The following is a 19,640-nucleotide window of genomic DNA, read 5'->3' as shown; positions in this document are numbered from 1 at the left end:
CATGCTCCGCACACGTCTGGTCGCCGCTGGCCTCGCCGTTGGCGCGCTCGTGGCGTGCGGCGCGGCGGCTCCGGCCGCCGCCGAGAGCACGGCCGGCGCCTCCACGGCCGCGGGGGCGGACTGCGCGATCGTCGACGCGAGTCTCGTCTGGGGCTTCAAAGAAACGTTCCGCGCGTACATCGATGGTGCGATCGCCAACGGAGAGTGGACGACCGACGGCGCCGTCAGCTACGCGACGCCCGACTTCACCTGGGCGCCGGGTGCCGGCTTCCTGGATGCCGAGGCCGACACGGCCGACATTCACTTCAGCGGCGGGGTCCGTTTCACCGGCCACGGGGGGATCCTCGACACGACCTTCGCCGATCCGATCGTGCGCGTCGATGCCGACGGCACGGCGCACGTCGTGCTCGATGTGTCGGGGGCCACGCGCGACGGCGAGCAGATCACCGCGGCGAGCGTGGACTTCGTGACCGGCGCGGCCGAGTCGAGCGTGGAGAACGGCGGGTGGACTCTGGTCGTTGCGGCGCCGACCCTCACCGAGGCGGGAACCGCGGCCTTCCCCGACTATCAGGCGGGTGCCGACTTCGACCCGATGACGATCACGGCGAGCATCGACGTGACGTGCGTCGAGGCGTTGGCGGCTGCGGCGGACGCGCGGGCGCTGCCGACCCGGGTCGGGCTGATCGCGGGCGGCACGATCGCTGCCGCCGCGCTCGCCGTGCTGGCGGTGCGGCTGACGCGGCGCCGAGGCGTCGCGGGATGATCCGGCTCTCCGGTTCGCGCACCACGTTGGGCGCGATCGTCACGGTGCTGGCCACGAGCGTGGTGCTCGCCGGCTGCACGTCGACGGCCGGCTCGGGCGTTGATCCGAGCCCCGTCGTGACGGATGACCGCCCACTTTCCGAGGTGGCACTGCATCCCGATCCGAGCGATGTCGAGGGGCCGACTACGGCGATTCTGCCGAACGAGGCAATCGAACCGGTTGCCTCCGACCCCGCCGTGGCGCTGCCGGTCACCGTCACCTCGCACGACAGCGACGGTGAGCTCCTGGTGGAGGTCACCGACATCTCACGCGTTTTGGCGCTCGACCTCGCCGGCTCCATCGCGGCGACCGTCTGGGGGCTCGGGCTCGGCGACCAGCTCGTGGGGCGCGACACCTCGACAACGTTCGACGGCGCCGCCGACCTTCCGCTCGTGACCAGCAACGGTCACACCATCAACGCGGAAGCGGTGATCGCGCTGCGCCCCACCCTCGTGCTCACCGACGGCACCATCGGCCCGCGCGACGTGCTCGAGCAGCTCCGGCAGGTGGGTGTCACCGTCGTGTTCCTCGACAACGAGCCGTCTTTCGAGGGGGCGGCGCAGTTGGCCCGCGACGTTGGTGAGGCGATGGGTGCGGCCGAGACGGGCGAACTTCTCGCGGCTTCGGTCACCGCCGACGTCGAGGCGACGCTGGCCGAGATTGCCGCCATCCTCCCGGCGGACGAGTCGATGCGCCCGCGGATGATCTTTCTCTACCTGCGCGGAGGTTCCGGCATCTACTACCTCTTCGGCGAGGGCTCCGGCGCGGATGAGCTGATCGCGGGCCTGGGCGGCATCGATGTCGCGGCCGAGGTGGGGTGGAGCGGCGAGAGGCCGATGACCGACGAAGCGCTGATCGCCGCGGATCCGGACGTCATCCTGGTGATGACCGAGGGTCTCGAATCGGTCGGCGGCGTCGACGCGCTGCTGGCCTCGAAGCCGGCGATCGCGCTGACCCACGCGGGCGAGAACCGCCGCTTCGTCGACATGGCCGACGGCGATGTGCTGAGCTTCGGCCCGCGTTCGGCGGCGGTGCTCGACGCACTCGCGCGCGCGGTGTACGCCGTCCCGAACTAGCGGCGACGACCACGGTGGGATTTCGTATCCTGCCGTTCACCTGACGTTCCGATTGCCGCGTCACACTGCCGCTCGGCTCAGAGAATCCCTCACTCCTCGGGTCGGAAAGGCATCCCTCGTGCGTACCTCGTTGCGTCGTCATCTTTCTGGTTCTCTCGTCGCGGCGCTCGGCCTCGGCGCGCTCGTTGTTGCGGCTCCGGCATCCGCGGCGGAGCTTCCCTCCATCGTCATCAACGAGGTCGAAACGGACGGCGGGAGCCCGGGCGACTGGATCGAGCTCAAGAACCGCAGTGATGCGGCGGTCGACGTCTCGGGCTGGTGGGTCGAAGACGGCGGCAACCCCGCCGAACAGCTCGGCACCCTTGAGCCCATTGCCGCAGACGGGTACCTCGTGCTCGACAAGGACGTGCACTTCAGCTTCGGGCTCGGCAAGGCGGAGACCATCACGATCTATGCCGCCGACGGTGAGACGGTGATCGACACCCACACTTTCCCCGATGATCACGCGGCCACGACCTACGGGCGCTGCGCCGACGGCGAAGGCGACTTCGCGCTCACCGCCTCGTCGACCCGCGGGGCGGAGAACGACTGCGCGAGCGAGACGCCCGTCGAGGATCCGACGGCGGCCGAGGCCTTCGTGCTCAACGAGATCGTCTCAAGCGGCGGCGACCCGGATGACTGGATCGAGCTGTACAACACCGCCGACGTTGCGGTGGATGCGGCCGGTCTTCAGCTGCGCGATGGCGATGTCGCGCACGCGAACTATGTGATCCCGGCCGACACGGTGGTGGCCGCGGGCGGCTTCGTGGTGGTGGAGAAGGCGCAGTTCGACTGGGGCCTTGGTGGCGAAGACTCGGTGACGCTCTTCGATGTCGACGGCGCCACGGTCGTGGACGAGTACAGCTGGAGCACGCACGCCAGCACCAGTTACGGGCGCTGCGTCGATGGTTCGGGAGCGTTCGCGGAGACCGCGACGGTGACGAAGGGCGCGGCGAACGACTGCGCCGCCGCCGAGACTCCCGCGGTGGTCGTCAACGAGGTCGAGTCGAGTGACGCCGGCGGCGGCCTCGACTGGGCGGAGTTCTACAACGCGGGCGCCGAGACCGTCGACCTCTCCGGCTACCGGTTCCAAGACAACGACCCGACCCACGACTTCTTCGTGTTCCCCGACGGGTTCACGCTGGAGCCCGGCGAGTTCTTCGTCGTCCACGGCGACACCGAGAGCGAGTTCCCGCACGGGCTCGGCAGCAACGACTCGGCGATCCTCTACGCGCCGGACGGCGTGACCGTCGTCGACAGTTGCAGCTGGACTTCGCACGCGGCCACCACCTACGGCCGCTGCCCGGACGGCACCGGCGAATTCGCCACGACCACCGCGCCGACGAAGGGCGCGGCCAACAACTGCGCGCCGGCGATCGTCATCAACGAGATCGAGTCGAGCGACGCGAGCGGCGGTGCGGATTGGGTTGAACTCGCCAACGCGGGCAGCGGCACCATCGACCTCACCGGCTGGTCGTTGAAGGACAACGGAGACGACGACGCGTTCACCTTCGGCGCCGTGACGATCGACGCGGGCGAGCACCTGCTCCTCGAGCGCGACGACGCCGGCGTCACCGGCTTCAGCTACGGACTCGGCGGATCGGATGCGGTGCGCCTCTACGACGCGAGCGCGACGCTCGTCGACTCCTACGCGTGGGATTCGCACGCGGCCGTCACGTACGGACGCTGCCCCGACATCACCGGCGAGTTCGATGCCACGAGCGTGGCGACGCCCGGTGCGGCGAACGTGTGCCCCGGCGAGGTGCCGGTGGCGGCATGGCCGGGTGGCGCATCCGTCACCACGGTCGATGAGGCCGACGCCTTCGGTCAGGACATGAGTGGCCTCGTCTTCGAGGCACCCGGCACGCTCTGGGCGGTGAACAACGGCTCGGGCAAGCTCTACAAGCTCAGCTGGAACGGCAGCGCGTGGGTGCCCGTCACGAGTGACGGCTGGTCGAGCGGCAAGGTGCTGCGCTACCCCGGCGGCACGGGTCAGGTCGATGCCGAGGGTGTCACCATCCTCGATGGTTCGAGCGCGAGCGGCGTGTACGTGGCGAGTGAGCGCAACAACGACGCGAGTAGCACCAGCCGTCCCTCGATCCTGCGGTTCGATGTGACGGGCTCGAGCGCCGAGCTGGTGGCGGTCGATGAGTGGAACCTGGCGAGCGATCTCGCGTCCGACATTGCCACCCTGGGCGCGAACGCGGGGCTGGAAGGCATCGCCTGGATTCCCGACAGCTACCTCACGGCGAACGGACTCGTCGACGACGCAACCGGCGAAGCCTACGACCCGAGCGACTACCCGGCGCACGGCTCCGGCCTGTTCTTCGTGGCGGTGGAGCAGGACGGCGGCGTGTACGGCTACGCCCTGACGGCCGGCGGTGGCTTCGAGCGGGTGACGCGCTTCGACAGCGGATTCCCGGGTGCCATGGAGTTGGCCTTCGATCCCGAGCGCGGCGCGTTGTGGGTCGTCTGCGACGAGCTCTGCGGAGGCGAGAGCCGTCTGTTCACGATCGCTGCCGACGGAGACGACGCGGGTCACTTCACGCTGACGACGGCGTACGCGCGCCCGGCGGATGCGCCGAACGTCGCCAACGAAGGGTTCGCGATCACCCCCCAGTCGGCGTGCGTCGGCGGGGTGAAGCCGGTCTACTGGGCCGACGACAACGGCACCGACGGTCACGGCCTGCGGGCGGGCACGATCACCTGCGCGGTACTCGGCGGGGGCGGCGGGTCCGGCGGGGGCACGGGGACCGACCCCGACGCCCCGCTCGAGAGCGAACTCGGCCCCGGCAACGCGGGCACGGTCTCGGCTCCCTCGAACGCCGCACCGGGTGACACCCTCACGATCTTCGTGGGGGTCGAGTACGCCGGCGACGAGGTCGACGCGTGGGTGTTCTCGACGCCGACCTACCTCGGTCGGCACACGGTGAGCGTGTCGGGCACGATCTCGGTGACGCTGCCGAGCGGACTCGACGCCGGGTCGCACCGGATCGTGATCCTCGACATGGCGGGAGCCATCATCGGCTGGGACGAACTCGAGGTCGCTGCTGCGGAGACGAGCGCTCTCGCGTCGACCGGTGGCGAAAGCCACGGCGCCGAGTGGTTGGCGCTGTCGATGCTCGTGGCGGGCGCTGTCTTGGTGATCGCGCGTCGCCGCATCCGCACCGCCTAGGGCGACGGGTCCGGACGAAGTGCCCCGCGGCGGCTGCCACCACACGGCCGCCGCGGGGACGTTTTAGGAGCGCGGGATGAGGCGCTGCAGCTGGGTGACGTGCTTCGGGGTGAGCTCCTCGAGGGTCTGCACCTCGAGCAACTTCATGGTGCGCACGACCTGATCCGAGAGGATCTGAATGGTGCGGTCGACGCCCGCGCGGCCCCCGGCCATCAGGCCGTAGAGGTAGGCCCGCCCGATGAGGGTGAACTTCGCGCCCATCGCGATCGAGGCGACGATGTGGGCGCCGTCCATGATGCCGGTGTCGACGGCGATCTCGGTGTCGTTGCCGACCTCGCGCACCACCTCGGGGAGCAGGTGGAAGGGGATCGGCGCGCGGTCGAGCTGGCGTCCGCCGTGGTTCGACAAGATGATGCCGTCGACGCCCAGGTCGGCGAGCTTCTTCGAGTCTTCGACGTTCTGCACGCCCTTGATGACGAGCTTGCCGGGCCACATGTCGCGGATGATCTTCAGGTCGTCGAAGTTGATCGACGGATCCATCGCCGAGTCGAGCAGTTCGCCGACGGTGCCGCCGGTGGAGGAGAGCGAGGCGAATTCGAGCTTCGGGGTGGTGATGAAGTCCCACCACCACCAGGGCCGCGGGATCGCGTTGGCGATGGTGCCGAGCGAGAGCTGCGGCGGAATCGAGAAGCCGTTGCGCTTGTCGCGCAGGCGCGCACCGGCGACGGGGGTGTCGACGGTGAACATGAGGGTGTCGAAGCCCGCGGCGGCGGCGCGCTCGACGAGGCCGTAGGAGATCTCGCGCTGACGCATCACGTAGAGCTGGAACCAGTTGCGCCCGTCGGGATTCGCCGCCTTGACGTCTTCGATCGAGGTGGTGCCGAGCGTCGAGAGCGTGAACGGGATGCCCGCGGCACCGGCCGCACCGGCCCCCGCGATCTCGCCCTCGGTCTGCATGAGCCGCGTGAAGCCGGTCGGCGCAATACCGAACGGCATCGCCGTGGGGCCCCGAAGATCGTGGTCGAGGTGTCGACGCTCGACACGTCGCGCAGGATCGACGGGTGGAACTCGATGTCGTCGAAGGCCTGGCGGGCGCGAGCGAGCGACAGTTCGCCTTCGGCGGAGCCGTCGGTGTAGTCGAAGGCCGCAGTGGGCGTGCGGCGCTTCGCGATCGTGCGCAGATCGTGGATCGTCAACGCCGACTGCAGGCGACGGCGCTTGCCGTTGAAGTCGGGCTTCTTGAACTTCATCAGCTCGAAGAGCTCGACCGGGTTCGGGAACTGGCGTTTCACCATCAGAGGTGCCTTTCTGGCTCACGGGGTTGTGCCGCGTGGTGCGCGACCAGACGGTCGCGCGATCCGTGGATGTGGGAGCGGGTGAGCTCGGCGGCGCGGGCCTCATCGCCGGCCAGAATCGCCTCGAGGATGCCCTGGTGCTGTGCGGCGATGTCGCTCGCGGCGAGCAGACCGGCGCTTTGCACCTGGGCGATGCAGAGTTCGATCTCGCCCATCAGTAGGGCGTGCAGGTGAGCGAGGCGCGGGCTCGGCTGCCCCAAGCCGATCGCCCGGTGGAAGGCGATGTCGGCCTCGGCGAAAGGTTCGCCGCGTTCGGCGCGCGCCACCAGGTCGCGGTGCGCGGCGGTCACCTCGGGCGGCACGGATCCGGAGCGAGCGAGGGTCTCGGCGGCGGCGGCCTCGACGACCGCGCGGGTGTCGAAGAGGTCCTCGATATCGGCGCGGTCGAGGGTGGGGACGCGGGCGGCCCGGTGCGCTTCGCGTCGGAGGAGCCCCTCGGTGACGAGGCGTTCGATGGCGAGCTTGGCAGTGGGGCGAGCGACGCTGTGGCGCAGGGCGACGGCCGATTCGGTGATCGAGGAGCCGGGGCGTTCGATGCCGCTGAGGATGCGCTCGCGGAGTTCGGTGTAGACCGTTTCGGGGAGCACGGCAGACGGCTCGATGCTCATGTCGCCCCCTTCGCCGATCGCACCCGTGTGCGGATTGTCTAACAACCTAGGGGATTGTTAGACAATCCGCAAGTGACGCGGATGCGCCGCCGGGAGCGCGGATCAGGCGACGTGCGGCAGCACCTCGGTGCCCACCAACTCCAGGTGTTCCAGCTCGCGCAGGTCCAGGAACTGGAGGTACACGCGTGCCGCGCCGCGCTCGGCGTAGGCCGCGAGGGTATCCACGATCTGCTGCGGCGATCCGACGGCATTGTTCGGGTTCTCCAGGTTGCCGCCGGCCTTCTCGGCGCGCGCCGCGCGCTCCTCGAGGGTGCGGCCGCACCACACCTGCGCTGCGGCCGAATAGCGCAGCGACGCGGGGTCGCGACCCTCGGTCTCGCAGGCCGCGCGCACGACATCGAAGCGCTCACCGGCACGCTCCGGGCCGGTGAAGCTGTTGAACTCCGAGGCGTACCGCGCGGCGACACGCGGAGTGCGCGTCGGGCCGCCGCCGCCGACGATGATCGGCACCGCTGCCTGCACGGGGCGCTGGCGCGCGGGCGTGCCCTCCAGGCGGTAGTGCTCGCCCGCGAAGTCAAAGGTCTCGTCGCCCCGGATCGACCACAGGCCGCGCACGATCTCGAGCTGCTCTTCGAGCATCCCGAAGCGCTTCTCCGGGAACGGGATGCCGTAGGCGCGGTGCTCCGCCTCGAACCAGCCGGTGCCGAGGCCCAGCTCCACGCGACCGCCCGAGATCTCGTCCACGTTCGCCACCTGAACGGCGAGGATGCCCGGGGTGCGATAGGTCACCGAACTCACCAGCGTGCCGAGACGCACCCGGCTCGTCTCCACCGCGATCGCGGCGAGGCTCGTCCAGGCATCCGTCGGTCCCGGTGCCCCGTCGGTCGCCTCGCCCATCTTCAGGTAGTGGTCGGAGCGGAAGAAGCCGTGAAAGCCGAGTCGCTCGGCCGTGACGGCGAAGTCGCGGAGTTCGGTGTAGCTGGCTCCCTGTTGGGGTTCGACGAAGGCGCAGATTTCCATGCGTCGATCCTGTCAGTCGTGGTGAGCGGCGTGCAGCGCGGCGACGTCGGCGTCCCATGCGGCGGCGCAGTGTGCGTCCCACGTCTCGGCTTCGGCGGAGGCCGCATCGCGAGCAGACTCGGGGCGACCCGCCCCCGACACGACCGCGAGCACCGGTGAGCTCGAGAGCAGCCCACGCAAGACCAGCCGCGGCAGGCTCAGCGCACGGTCATGAGCGAGCGCGGCGAGGCGGGGCAGTGCCTCGTCGAGCGATCCGGCCCGGGCGCGACCGCCGAGGGGCGAGTAGGCGAAAAAGGCGACGTCGTGCCGTTCGCACCACTCGAGCACGTCGGCGGAGTCGTCAACGAAGACCGAGAAGGCGTTCTGCACCGCGTCCGGGCGCAGCGCCGACGGAAGTGCATCCAATTGCGCGCGGGAGACGTTCGAGACGCCGACCGCGCCGATCTCGCCGGCGCGACGCGCCTCGGCGAGGAAACCGAGGCTCTCATCGAGGGGAACGTCGCCCTGGTCGGCACGGTGCAGATAGAACACACCCACCTGCTCGACGCCGAGCGTCGCGCGCGCCAGGTCGAGATCCCGACGCAGACGCTCCGGACTGTTGTCGACGTCCCAGCTCGCTTCGCCGGTGCGGAAATGCCCGCCCTTCGTCGCGATGACCGTCTCCGGCCAGGCGCGGGCGGCGGTGGCCATCAGGCGCTCGCCGTACACCGGGTCACCGACCGGCGCGTACGCCCGGGCGGTGTCGAGGATCCGCGCCCCCGCTTCGAGCGCCGCCTCGATGACCGCGAGCTGGGGTTCGATCGGGCCGCCCTCGATCGCCATCGCGGCGCCGCCGAGGGCGACCCGGCCGGTGAGGCGTGTCATGGCCGGCCGCGGGGCGAGAACGTCGTCGGCGGGAACGCGCGTGCGACGATCGCGCGGAGCGCTTCGAGGTCACCCTCGACGAAGCCCTGTGCGCGCGCCTGCACGAGCACGTTGCCGATCGCCGTGGCCTCGACCGGACCGGCGAGCACCGGCAACCCGGTCGCGTCGGCGGTGAGCTGGCACAGCAGGGTGTTCTGCGATCCGCCGCCGACCAGATGCACCGCGTTGACGGTGCGGCCGCTCAGCCGCGAGGCGTTCTCGATCGCGCGCGTAGGCGTTCGCGAGCGATTGCAGGATGCTGCGCACCAGTTCCGGCCGCGACTCAGGGGCCTTTTCGCCGCGCTCAGTGAACCAGGCCTGGATGCGGGCCGGCATGTCGCCCGGGGCGAGGAAGGCCTCGTCATCCGCATCGAAGACGGGAACGTCGGCGGAGACCTCAGAGGCCTGCGAGATGAGCGTCGCGAGCGAGATCGTCTCGCCGCTGCGCTCCCAGTCGCGGATGCTCTCGCTCAGCAACCACAGCCCCATGACGTTGTGCAGGTAGCGCACCCGTCCGTCGACGCCGCCCTCGTTCGTGAAACCGGCGAGACGGCTCTCCTCGCTCAGCACCGGGCGTTCCAGCTCGACGCCGACGAGCGACCAGGTGCCGCACGAGACGTACGCCACATCCGGGTCGGTCGAGGGCACGGCGACGACGGCGCTCGCCGTGTCGTGGGAGCCGACCGCGGTGACGACGGCCCGGGTCTCCCCGATGCCGCGCAGCGCGGTCGGTACGAGGGGGCCGACCTCGGTTCCCGCATCCACCAGGGGGCGGAAGAGTCGCTGCGGCAGTTCGAGGCGCTCCGCCAGTGCGAAGTCCCACTCGCCGGTCTCGACGCCGACAAGGCCGGTCGTCGACGCGTTGGTGCGCTCGGCGACGCTGCGGCCGGTGAGCCAGTACCCGAGCAGGTCGGGCAGCAGCAGGTGCGAGTCGGCGAGCTCGAGCATGCCCGCGGTGCGGTCGGCGGTGAGCTGGAACAGCGTGTTGAACGACAGGTGCTGCAGGCCGTTCAACCGGTACAGCTCGGCCGCCGAGACGCGTTCGTGTACGACCTCGACCGCCGCGAGGTTGCGTTCGTCGCGGTAGGCGTACGGCGCGCCCAGCAAGCGCCCGTCACGCAGCAGACCGTAGTCGACCGCCCAGGAGTCGATGCCGATGCTCGCCACCTGCGGCTCCTGCCGCACAGCCGCGGCGAGGCCCTCGACGACGTCACGGTAGAGCTCCAGCACACTCCAGTGCAGACCGTCGATCGTGCGGACCGGTCGATTCGGGAAGCGCGCGACGTCAGTGAGCTGAAGCTCGTTGTGCCCGACGTAGCCGAGGATCACCCGGCCGCTGGTGGCGCCGAGATCGACCGCGGCAACCGCGCCCCCGCTCATCGGAGGAACGCCGCCGCGACACCCGCATCCACCGGCACGTGAAGGCCCGTGGTGTGCGAGAGATCCGGACCGGTGAGGACGACGACCGCGTTGGCGACCGTCTCCGGCAGCACCTCGCGCTTCAGGATGGTGCGCTGCGCGTAGAACTTGCCCAGGTCGTCCTCGTCGATGCCGTAGGTCTTGGCACGGTTGGCGCCCCAGCCACTCGCGAAGATGCCCGAGCCGCGCACGACGCCGTCCGGGTTGATGCCGTTGACCTTGACGCCGTGCTCGCCGAGCTCGACCGCGAGCAGTCGCACCTGGTGCGCCTGGTCGGCCTTCGTCGCCGAGTAGGCGATGTTGTTGGGGCCGGCGAACACCGAGTTCTTCGAGGCGATGTAGATGATGTCGCCACCCATGCCCTGCTCGATGAGCACCTTGGCGGTGGCCTTCGAGACCAGGAACGAGCCCTTCGCCATGATGTCGTGCTGGAAGTCCCAGTCCTTCTCGGTGGTCTCCAGCAGCGGCTTCGACAGCGAGACGCCCGCGTTGTTGACCACGAGGTCGACGCCGCCGAAGGCGAGCACGGTGTCTTGCACCATCTTGTCGATCGCCTCGGCGTCGGTGACGTTCACCTGCACGCCGACGGCGACGTCGGTCGAGCCGAGCTCGGCCGCCGCCTCCTGCGCCTTCGCGAGGTCAAGGTCGGCGATGACGACGCACGCGCCCTCGGCCGCGAGGCGGGTCGCGATCGCCTTGCCGATGCCGGATGCGGCACCCGTCACCAGGGCGACGCGCGTCGCGTGTGACTTGGGCTTCGGCATCCGCTGGAGCTTGGCCTCCTCGAGGGCCCAGTACTCGATGCGGAACTTCTCGCGGTCGCTGATCGGGGTGTAGGTCGAGATCGACTCGGCGCCGCGCATGACGTTGATGGCGTTGAGGTAGAACTCACCGGCAACGCGGGCGGTCTGCTTGTTCGCACCGAAGCTGAACATGCCGACGCCCGGCACGAGCACGATGGCCGGGTCGGCGCCGCGCATCGCGGGGGAGTCCTTCTCGGCGTGCTTCTCGTAGTACGCGGTGTAGTCCTTGCGGTACTCCTCGTGCAGCTCCTTCAAGCGCTCGATGGCCTTCTCGACGGGAGCGTCGGCCGGCAGGTCGAGCAGCATCGGCTTGACCTTGGTGCGCAGGAAGTGGTCGGGGCAGCTCGTGCCGAGCGCCGCGAGCTTCGGGGCGTTGGCGCTGGCAAGGAACTCGAGCACGCGCGGGTCGTCGCTGAAGTGGCCGACCATCGGCTTGTCGTGGCTGGCGAGCCCGCGGATGGTGGGCGCGAGAGCGGCGGCCTTGGCGCGACGCTCGGCCGGGTCGAGGGCGAGGTTCTTCTTCACCTCGCGGCCGAAGGGCGCCTTCTTGCCCTTCGCGGCGAGGTACTCCTCGGCGGTCTTGATGATCCACAGGCTGTTCTTCTGGCACGCGGCGCTCGTCGCGCCCCAGGCGGTGATGCCGTGGCCGCCGAGGATGCAGCCGATCGCGTTCGGGTTCTCGGCCTTGATCTTGGCGATGTCGAGTCCGAGCTGGAAGCCGGGGCGGCGCCACGGAACCCAGACGACCTTGTCGCCGAAGATCTTCTTGGTGAGCTTCTCGCCGTCTTTGGCGGTGGCGATCGCGATGCCCGAATCGGGGTGCAGGTGGTCGACGTGCGCGGCGTCGACGAGGCCGTGCATCGCGGTGTCGATCGAGGGGGCGGCGCCGCCCTTGCCGTGCAGGCAGTAGTCGAAGGCGGCGACCATCTCGTCTTCGCGGTCGAGGCCCGGGTAGACGTCGACGAGGGCACGCATCCGGTCGAGGCGAAGCACCGCAAGGCCGGACTCGGTCAGGGTGCCGAGGTCGCCACCGGAACCCTTGACCCACATGAGCTCGACGGGCTCGCCGGTGACCGGGTCGGTCTCGGTGCCCTTGGCGGAGGTGTTGCCGCCGGCGTAGTTGGTGTTCTTGGGGTCGCTGCCGAGCTTGTTGCTGCGGGCGATGAGGTCTTGTGCGGTGCTCACGCGAATAGTCCCTTGTCGTTTTTTGTTAAGTGTTTCAAAACGTAACATGATGGCGAGCAGGGGACAAGTGGATTTACAGCAGCTCGACCAGGGCGCGGAACGGATCGAGGCGTGGATCCTCGGGGTCGAGATCGGTCACCAGCAGGTCGACGGCATCCCACTCGACGGCACGGGCGAGCGCCCGCCGACCGAGCTTGACCGAATCGGCGAGCACGACCGTGCGCTCGGCGTTCTCGCTGAAGGCCGACTTGAGGTGCGCCTCCGTCAGCGACACCTCGCTCGGCCCGAACTCGGCGTCGACCGCGCTCGCCGAGGTGAAGAAGGCCGCGTAGCTCATGCTGCGCGCGGCGAGCACGGCGACCGGGCCGACGAAGCTCCCGGTGCGCTCCTCCAACTCGCCGCCGACCAGAATCGAGTGCACGCCCGGGCGGCGTCGGGCGGCGGCGGCGTTCTCCAACGAGTTCGTGGCGATCAGAAGGTCACGGGCCTCGACCAGCGAGATCAGCGCGTTGCTCGTGGTCGAGGCGTCGAAGGCGGCGGCGCCGTCGAGCGGCACCAGATCGATTGCCTTCTTGGCGATGATCGCCTTGGCGCTTGCGCGCGCCGTCGCCCGGGCGCCGAACGGTTCCGGCAACAACGGGGCGACGGCCCCGCCGCGCACCCGGCGCACGAGTCCCTCCGCCTCGAGATCGGCCAGGTCGCGGCGCACCGTCATCGCCGAGACGCGCAGGACTTCGGCCGCGGACTCGAGGCGGATCGCGCCGTCCTGGGCCAGCAGTTCGCGCAGCCGGGCGCGGCGTTCGCTCGCAAGCAGAGGGGTCGACATGCGCATCAGCGTACGCGGCGCGCTCGCGCATGGCTCGAACTCCGTTCGACCCTGTGCCGCCGGCGAAGCCGGTCCGCGAGGTGGAACGCCTGGGGCGAGCGAGGGGCGTCCGGGTCGGACTCGACGACCTCAACCTCGCAAGCGCCGGATCAAGCGGGCTGCCGACGTGACCGCCTCGGTGCGGCCGACGCGCCTCCGGAAACACCGCGGCAACACACCCCGACTAGGCTCGCGTTATGGGTGACCTGTTCGACGGGTACGGCGCAACGGCGACGGGGCGTCGCCGCGCGAGCGCGTGGGACGAGATGTTCTCCGACATTTCGCTTCCCCTCCCGGAGTCGGCGCGCGCGCCCTACCGAGACATCCACGCGGCTCTCGCGCAGATGACGACCGAAGAGCTCAAGGGTCGCGCCGACGCTCTCGCGGACTCCTACCTCGCCCAAGGCGTCACTTTCGATTTCGCCGGCGAGGAGCGTCCGTTCCCGCTCGACGCCGTCCCGCGCGTCATCGACCAGAGCGAATGGACCGAGGTCGAGACCGGCGTCCGCCAGCGCGTCAAAGCACTCGAGGCCTTCCTCGCCGACGTCTACGGCGACCAACGCGCCATCCGCGACGGGATCATCCCCGCCCGGCTGATCAGCTCGAGCGAACACTTCCACCGCGAGGCCGCCGGAATCGTCGCCGCCAACAACGTGCGCATTCAGGTCTCCGGCATCGACCTCATCCGCGACGAGAACGGCGGCTGGCGCGTCCTCGAAGACAACGTGCGGGTGCCGAGCGGCGTCAGCTACGTCATCTCGAACAGGCGCGTCATGGCGCAGACGCTCCCCGAGCTGTTCGTCTCCATGCGGGTGCGGCCCGTGGGCGACTACCCGCAGAAGCTGTTGCAGGCGCTGCGCGCATCCGCTCCAGAAGGCGTCGACGACCCGACGATCGTGGTGTTGACGCCCGGCGTCTACAACTCCGCCTACTTCGAGCACACGCTGCTCGCGCGCCTGATGGGGGTCGAACTCGTCGAGGGGCGCGACCTGTTCTGTTCGGGTGGGCGCGTCTTCATGCGCACGACCGCGGGGCCGACGCGCGTCGACGTGATCTACCGCCGCGTCGACGACGAGTTCCTCGACCCACTGCAGTTCCGCGCCGACTCGATGCTCGGCTCGCCCGGGCTTCTCCTCGCCGCGCGGCTCGGCAACGTGACGATCGCGAACGCGGTCGGCAACGGCGTCGCCGACGACAAGCTCGTTTACACCTATGTTCCCGATCTGATTCGGTACTACCTCGACGAAGAGCCGATCCTGAAGAACGTCGACACCTGGCGGCTCGAGGATCCGGGCGCGCTGGAAGAGGTGCTCGATCGGCTCGATGAGCTCGTCGTGAAGCCGGTCGCCGGGTCCGGCGGGAAGGGGCTCGTGGTCGGGCCCGACGCCTCCAAGCAGGAGCTCGACGAGCTTCGCGAGCGTCTGATCGCCGACCCGCGCGGCTGGATCGCGCAGCCCGTGGTGCAGCTCTCGACGATCCCGACGCTCGTGGAGGACGGGATGCGTCCGCGCCATGCCGACCTGCGGCCGTTCGCCGTCAACGACGGCACCGATGTGTGGGTGCTGCCGGGCGGCCTGACCCGCGTGGCGCTCCCCGAGGGGCAGCTCGTCGTCAACAGCTCTCAGGGTGGCGGCTCGAAGGACACCTGGGTCGTCGGCCACGGGCCGTTCCGGGCGCCCGGGCACGACATCCAGGGCTTGGTGGCCGAGCAGGCGGCGATCACGACGTCGATCCCGATCATCACCGCCGAGCACCTCCAGGACCACAACCCCGCCGACGCCCCCCACCAAGACCAACAGCAACAACAGCAACAAGGGCTCGCGCGGGATGCATCCCTGACGCAACCGAGTGCCGCGCGCGGCACTCCCTCGGGCGCGGGATGCATCCCTGCCGACACCGAGGGGGAGTCGTGCTGAGTCGGATTGCGGAGAGCCTGTTCTGGATCGGGCGGTACGTGGAGCGCAGCGACGGCACCGCGCGCATCCTCGACGTGCACCTGCAGCTGCTGCTCGAAGACCCGTGGATCGAAGAAGACATCGCCTGCCGCTCGCTGTTGAGCGTCATGGGCACCGAAGTCGAACCGGACCGCGAGGTCACCCGCGCCGACGTGCTCGCGATCCTCGCCGTCGACCGGAACCAACCCGCCTCGATCGCCTACTCACTGAGCGCCGCCCGCGAGAACGCGCGCCGCGCCCGCGAGGTCGTCTCGACCGAGCTGTGGGAGGTGCTCAACACCACGAGCGCCCGGATGCCGCGCCGCGTCGCGAGCGACAAGGTCTCCGACTTCTTCTCCTGGGTGCGCGAACGCGCTGCCCTCGCCGTCGGCATCATCGAATCCTCGTCCAGCCGCGACGAGGCCTGGATGTTCTTCACCCTCGGCCGCAGCATGGAGCGCGCCGACATGACGGCCCGCCTGCTCGCCACCCGGAGCCTCACCGAGGCATCCGGCCCGAGTTGGACGACGATCCTCCGCAGCGTCGGCGCCTACGAGGCGTACCTGCGCACTTACCGCGGCGTGCCGAGCGCGCGCAACGCCGCCGAATTCCTGCTGCTGGACCGCCTCTTCCCGCGCAGCATCCTGTTCGCCGTCACGCGCGCCGAGCAGTGCCTGCGCGACATCGAGCCGCGCACCGACCGCGTCGGCGTGAGCGACCAGGCGCTGCGCCTGCTCGGGCAGATTCGTAGCGGCCTCGAGTACCGTCCGATCGTCGACATCATCGAGGACCTGCCGCACCACATGGACAGCGTTCAGGATGCGACGAGCGCCGCGAGCGAGGCCATCCGGCAGCGCTACTTCCCGACGAACGTCGCGCCGAGCTGGGTGGGAGAGAACTCGTGAACCGCCTGCGCATCCGCCATTCGACGGGCTTCAGCTACGGCGGCGAGGTCACCGCGTCGTACAACGAGGCGCGGATGCTTCCGGCCAGCGCCGACGGACAGCTCGTCCTCTACTCGCACCTGGAGATCTTGCCGATCTCGGCGCACCACTCCTACGTCGACTACTGGGGAACGCGCGTCTCGAGCTTCGAGGTGCTGACACCGCACCGCGAGCTGAGCCTGACGGCGACGAGCCTGGTGGAGGTGCGAACCCGCGACCACGATGAGCGCCGCCTGGAGTGGCTGGGGCTCGCCGACGAGATCGAGATGCGCACCGATTGCGTCGAGCAGCTCACCCAGACGGGACGTACACGCCCGCCGGCCGAGCTGGTCGAGATCGCGAAGCAGTTGGTTGCGGAGGCCGAGACCCCGTGCGATGCGGCGCTCGCGATCGCGCGCGCGGTGGGCGAGCGCATCGAGTACATGCCCGGTGTCACGGGCGTGCACACGACCGCGGTGGAGGCCTGGGAGCACGGCAAGGGGGTCTGCCAGGACATCACGCACCTCACGATCGGCGCCCTGCGCGCGGTCGGCATCCCGGCCCGCTATGTGAGCGGTTACCTGCACCCGGTTCCGGATGCGCCGATCGGCCAGACGGTGGCCGGCGAGTCGCACGCCTGGCTGGAGTGGTTCTGCGGGTCGTGGCGCGGTTTCGATCCGACGAACCTGATCGACATCGGTGAACGCCACGTGCGCGTCGGGCACGGCCGGGACTACATGGATGTCGCGCCGCTGCGGGGCGTCTACGCGGGCCCCTACGGCTCGACGCTGTTCGTCACCGTCGAGATCACGCGCGAGGCGTAGCGGCGAGCACGCTCACCGTTGCGTCTGTGCCTCGATGATCGCGATCTCCTGGGTGGCCTGTTCGCGATCGGCGGGCGTCGTGGTCGCCCGTAGCCGCCAGGGCCAGCGCCGGGCTCGGTCCACCTGCAGGCGCACCCGATAGTGCCGCGCGTACCAGGCGACCGCGAGTCCCGCCGCGGCGAAGCCGGCGGCCGCGCCGATGCCGAGCGCCCAGCGCGGGCCGAAGGCGTCCGCCACCCAGCCGAGCAGTAGTCCGCCGATGGGGGTGCCACCCATGAAGATGGCGAGGTAGAGCGCCATCACGCGGCCGCGCATCGACGGCGTGGTCGTGGTCTGCACGTACGCGTTCGCGGAGGCCATCATGCTGAGTGCCGAGAACCCGACGATGACGAGTGTCACACCGTAGACCCAGACGTTCGGCGAGATCGCGCCAAGGCCGAGGCTCGCCCCGAATGCCGCGCTCGCGATCGCGAGCGTGCGAAGGCGCGGTCGATCGCGGCGCGCCGCGAGCAGCGCCCCGCTGACCGAGCCGACGGCGACGACGGAGCCGAGGATGCCGAACACCTCCGCGCCCGCCCCGAACTCGAGCCGGGACATGGTGGCGGTGAAGATGGGGAAGTTGAACCCGAGCGTGCCGAGGATGGCGATCATGCCGAACACCAGCAGCAGGTCGGGGCGCGCGCGCACGTAACGCAGCGCCGCGCGTGAGCCGCCGCCCCGGCCGGAGGAGCGCGTGAAGGGGATGAACTCGGCGGGGCGGAGGATCAGCAGGGATGCGCAGACGGCGAGGAAGCTTGCGGCGTTGAGGATGAAGACCCAGCCTTCTCCGATGCCGGCGACGAGCACCCCGGCGATGGCGGGGCCGACGAGCCGGGCGCCGTTGAAGGCGGCCGAGTTGAGGGCGACGGCGTTGGAGAGCAGCCGGTCGGGAACGAGTTCGCCGACGAAGGCCTGGCGCGCGGGGGCGTCGAAGGCGGCGGCGACGCCGAGCGCGCCGGCGAACGCGTACAGCATGGGCAGCGTGACGTGGCCGTTCAGGGTCACGACGCCCAGGCCGAGGCCGAGCGCGGCCATGCTGAGCTGGGTGATCAGCAGGAGCCGTCGGCGATCCATCCGGTCGGCGACGGTGCCGGTGAGCGGCAGCAGCAGAACCGCGGGGCCGAACTGCAGCGCCATCGTGATGCCGACCGCGGTGGCGTCGTCGTCGGTGAGCTGGGTGAGGACGAGCCAGTCCTGGGCGATGCGCTGCATCCAGGTGCCGACGTTGGAGACGATCGCGCCCGCGAACCAGATCCGGTAGTTGCGCGCCGCGAAGGAGCGGAACATCGCGCTCACGACTCGGCCAGGTGTTCGAGGGCGGGGAGGGCGGCGCGCAGCGCCTGCTGTTCGGCGGCGCCGAGGCTCGCGAAGTGGGTGTTGAACCACTCGGTGCGAAGCCGCCGGGTGGCGAGGATCAGCTCGTGCCCCGCGGCGGTCAGGCGCACGTCGACGCGGCGCGCATCGGCCTCGGCGGGGCTGCGTTCGACGAGTCCGCGCTCCTCGAGCGCGTTGAGCGTGCGGTTGATGGCGGGCGGTGAGACGCGCTCGGCGGCGGCGAGTTCGCTGGGCGCGCGCACGCCGTGACGCTCGAGTTGAAACAGCACCACCAGGTGCGAGTCGGAGAGCGTTTCGTCACTGCGGTTGTGGCGGATGCGCCGGGCGAGCTTCTGGACGACCATGCGCAGCTGTTCGGTCGCGTCGCGCTCGCGGTCGTCCCGGGGGCTCGTCATAATCGTTAGCCTAGTTCATTAACCTGGCTAATGCTTGCCGTGTTCTAGACTGAGCCGACGCGAGGAGGCGGGATGTCTGAGAGCACGATCGTCCGCGAGGACGACAGTTTCGTTGACGCACACGGGGTGCGGATTCACTGCTACCGCTGGCGGGCGCCAGCACCGAAAGCGGTCGTCCAGCTCGTGCACGGGCTCGGCGAGTACGCCGCCCGCTACGAGGGCTTCGCGCAGGCACTCGCCGCCGCGGGCTACACCGTGTACGCCAACGACCACCGCGGTCACGGCCAGACCGGCCTTGCGCAGTGGGCCGCCGAGCCGACCGAGTTCGGCAAGCCCGGCCCGGGCGGACTCGGTGCCACGATCGCCGTCGTCCCGCAGTTCGCCTCGATCATCCGCGAGCGCGAGCCGGGCCTGCCGCTCGTGTTCCTCGGGCACAGCCTCGGCTCGCTGTTCGGCCAGCGCCTCCTGCAGTCGCATGCCGAGGACTACGATGCCGTCGTCTTCAGCGGCACCGCCTACCGCACGCTTCGCCACATGAACTCGGGCGACCTGAACAAGCGGCACGCGCACCTTGGGCCGACGACGGCCGAATGGCTCAGTCGCGACCGGGCGATCGTGGACGCGTTCGCCGCCGATCCGCTGACCTTCGAGGCGAAGGCGGCCGAGCTCTATGGTCTGATCGACGGGCTCAAGCTGCTCGGCACCCCGTCGAAGCTCGCCAAGGATCTGCCGATGCTCATCCTGAACGGCGAGGAGGACTCGCTCGGCAACCCGGAGAGCGTCACCAAGCTCGCGCGCGCTTACCGCGAGAAGGGCGGCCTGAGCGATGTGACGCTCAAGATCTACCCGGGCGCGCGGCACGAGGTCTACAACGAGGTGAACCGCGACGAGGTCATCGCCGACCTCATCGCCTGGCTCGACGCGCACGTCACCCGCTGAG

14 protein-coding genes and 2 pseudogenes are annotated in these 19,640 nt (G+C 69.9%); 7 read left to right on the top strand and 9 right to left on the bottom strand.

The features are described from left to right. The first annotated feature begins 1 nt into the window (after nucleotide 1). From QZ258_RS09945 to QZ258_RS09935, 3 genes are all read left to right on the top strand, one after another. Nucleotides 2–763 carry an HtaA domain-containing protein gene (locus QZ258_RS09945; protein ID WP_294181124.1) on the top strand — a complete coding sequence of 254 codons (762 nt, stop codon included), beginning with the start codon at nucleotides 2–4 and terminating at the stop codon, nucleotides 761–763. After that, complete coding sequence (locus QZ258_RS09940) at nucleotides 760–1,878, top strand: hemin ABC transporter substrate-binding protein (protein WP_294181122.1); 1,119 nt, start codon at nucleotides 760–762, stop codon at nucleotides 1,876–1,878. The genes QZ258_RS09945 and QZ258_RS09940 overlap by 4 nt, the downstream gene beginning before the upstream one ends. 118 nt (nucleotides 1,879–1,996) lie before the next feature. Beyond that, nucleotides 1,997–5,092, top strand: a complete 3,096-nt coding sequence (locus QZ258_RS09935) for a lamin tail domain-containing protein (RefSeq protein WP_294181120.1) — start codon at nucleotides 1,997–1,999, stop codon at nucleotides 5,090–5,092. A 63-nt stretch (nucleotides 5,093–5,155) separates the two neighbouring features. On the opposite strand, the pseudogene QZ258_RS09930 reads toward QZ258_RS09935, so the two are convergent. The 7 genes and pseudogenes from QZ258_RS09930 to QZ258_RS09900 all read right to left on the bottom strand — a co-directional run bounded on the left by QZ258_RS09930 (nucleotide 5,156) and on the right by QZ258_RS09900 (nucleotide 13,211). Further along, a pseudogene (locus QZ258_RS09930) lies at nucleotides 5,156–6,387 on the bottom strand (alpha-hydroxy acid oxidase). Beyond that, a complete protein-coding gene (locus tag QZ258_RS09925; RefSeq protein WP_294181118.1) occupies nucleotides 6,387–7,055 on the bottom strand; it encodes a GntR family transcriptional regulator in 669 nt (222 codons plus the stop codon). The pseudogene QZ258_RS09930 and the gene QZ258_RS09925 overlap by 1 nt, the downstream one beginning before the upstream one ends. A 102-nt stretch (nucleotides 7,056–7,157) precedes the next feature. After that, nucleotides 7,158–8,075: an LLM class F420-dependent oxidoreductase gene (locus tag QZ258_RS09920; protein ID WP_294181116.1), complete on the bottom strand. Its 918-nt coding sequence runs from the start codon at nucleotides 8,073–8,075 to the stop codon at nucleotides 7,158–7,160. A 12-nt stretch (nucleotides 8,076–8,087) separates the two neighbouring features. Then, the gene (locus QZ258_RS09915; RefSeq protein ID WP_294181114.1) at nucleotides 8,088–8,939 is read right to left on the bottom strand and encodes an aldo/keto reductase; all 852 of its coding nucleotides are present in this window, start codon (nucleotides 8,937–8,939) and stop codon (nucleotides 8,088–8,090) included. Then, nucleotides 8,936–10,358, bottom strand: a pseudogene (locus tag QZ258_RS09910) (rhamnulokinase family protein). The gene QZ258_RS09915 and the pseudogene QZ258_RS09910 overlap by 4 nt, the downstream one beginning before the upstream one ends. Continuing rightward, entirely contained in the window at nucleotides 10,355–12,433 is a 2,079-nt protein-coding gene (locus tag QZ258_RS09905) for a bifunctional aldolase/short-chain dehydrogenase (RefSeq protein WP_294181113.1), read from the bottom strand. The pseudogene QZ258_RS09910 and the gene QZ258_RS09905 overlap by 4 nt, the downstream one beginning before the upstream one ends. Before the next feature lie 25 nt (nucleotides 12,434–12,458). After that, nucleotides 12,459–13,211 carry a DeoR/GlpR family DNA-binding transcription regulator gene (locus tag QZ258_RS09900; RefSeq protein ID WP_294181112.1) on the bottom strand — a complete coding sequence of 251 codons (753 nt, stop codon included), beginning with the start codon at nucleotides 13,209–13,211 and terminating at the stop codon, nucleotides 12,459–12,461. A 236-nt stretch (nucleotides 13,212–13,447) separates the two neighbouring features. Here QZ258_RS09900 and QZ258_RS09895 point away from each other — a divergent pair, with 236 nt between their 5' ends. The 3 genes from QZ258_RS09895 to QZ258_RS09885 are packed head-to-tail and all read left to right on the top strand — an operon-like array spanning nucleotide 13,448 to nucleotide 16,931. After that, a complete protein-coding gene (locus QZ258_RS09895; RefSeq protein WP_294181111.1) occupies nucleotides 13,448–15,166 on the top strand; it encodes a circularly permuted type 2 ATP-grasp protein in 1,719 nt (572 codons plus the stop codon). After that, a complete protein-coding gene (locus QZ258_RS09890) occupies nucleotides 15,160–16,089 on the top strand; it encodes an alpha-E domain-containing protein (RefSeq protein ID WP_294181110.1) in 930 nt (309 codons plus the stop codon). Before QZ258_RS09895 ends, QZ258_RS09890 begins: the two co-directional genes overlap by 7 nt. Beyond that, a complete protein-coding gene (locus QZ258_RS09885) occupies nucleotides 16,086–16,931 on the top strand; it encodes a transglutaminase family protein (protein WP_294181109.1) in 846 nt (281 codons plus the stop codon). Before QZ258_RS09890 ends, QZ258_RS09885 begins: the two co-directional genes overlap by 4 nt. A 12-nt stretch (nucleotides 16,932–16,943) precedes the next feature. Here the strand turns inward: QZ258_RS09885 and QZ258_RS09880 are convergent, their stop codons facing one another. Both QZ258_RS09880 and QZ258_RS09875 read right to left on the bottom strand, forming a co-directional pair. Continuing rightward, nucleotides 16,944–18,257, bottom strand: a complete 1,314-nt coding sequence (locus QZ258_RS09880; protein WP_294181108.1) for an MFS transporter — start codon at nucleotides 18,255–18,257, stop codon at nucleotides 16,944–16,946. Nucleotides 18,258–18,262: 5 nt separating this feature from the next. Continuing rightward, a complete protein-coding gene (locus QZ258_RS09875; protein ID WP_294181107.1) occupies nucleotides 18,263–18,700 on the bottom strand; it encodes a MarR family winged helix-turn-helix transcriptional regulator in 438 nt (145 codons plus the stop codon). A 72-nt stretch (nucleotides 18,701–18,772) separates the two neighbouring features. Between QZ258_RS09875 and QZ258_RS09870 the strand changes: the two genes are divergently transcribed. Continuing rightward, nucleotides 18,773–19,639, top strand: coding sequence for an alpha/beta hydrolase (locus tag QZ258_RS09870; RefSeq protein ID WP_294181106.1), 867 nt, complete (start codon nucleotides 18,773–18,775; stop codon nucleotides 19,637–19,639). Nucleotide 19,640: the final 1 nt, after the last annotated feature.

It is taken from the genome of uncultured Schumannella sp. (genome assembly GCF_905479755.1).
GTDB lineage: Bacteria > Actinomycetota > Actinomycetes > Actinomycetales > Microbacteriaceae > DCRR01.
This window is presented reverse-complemented; position numbering and strand designations above follow the sequence as displayed.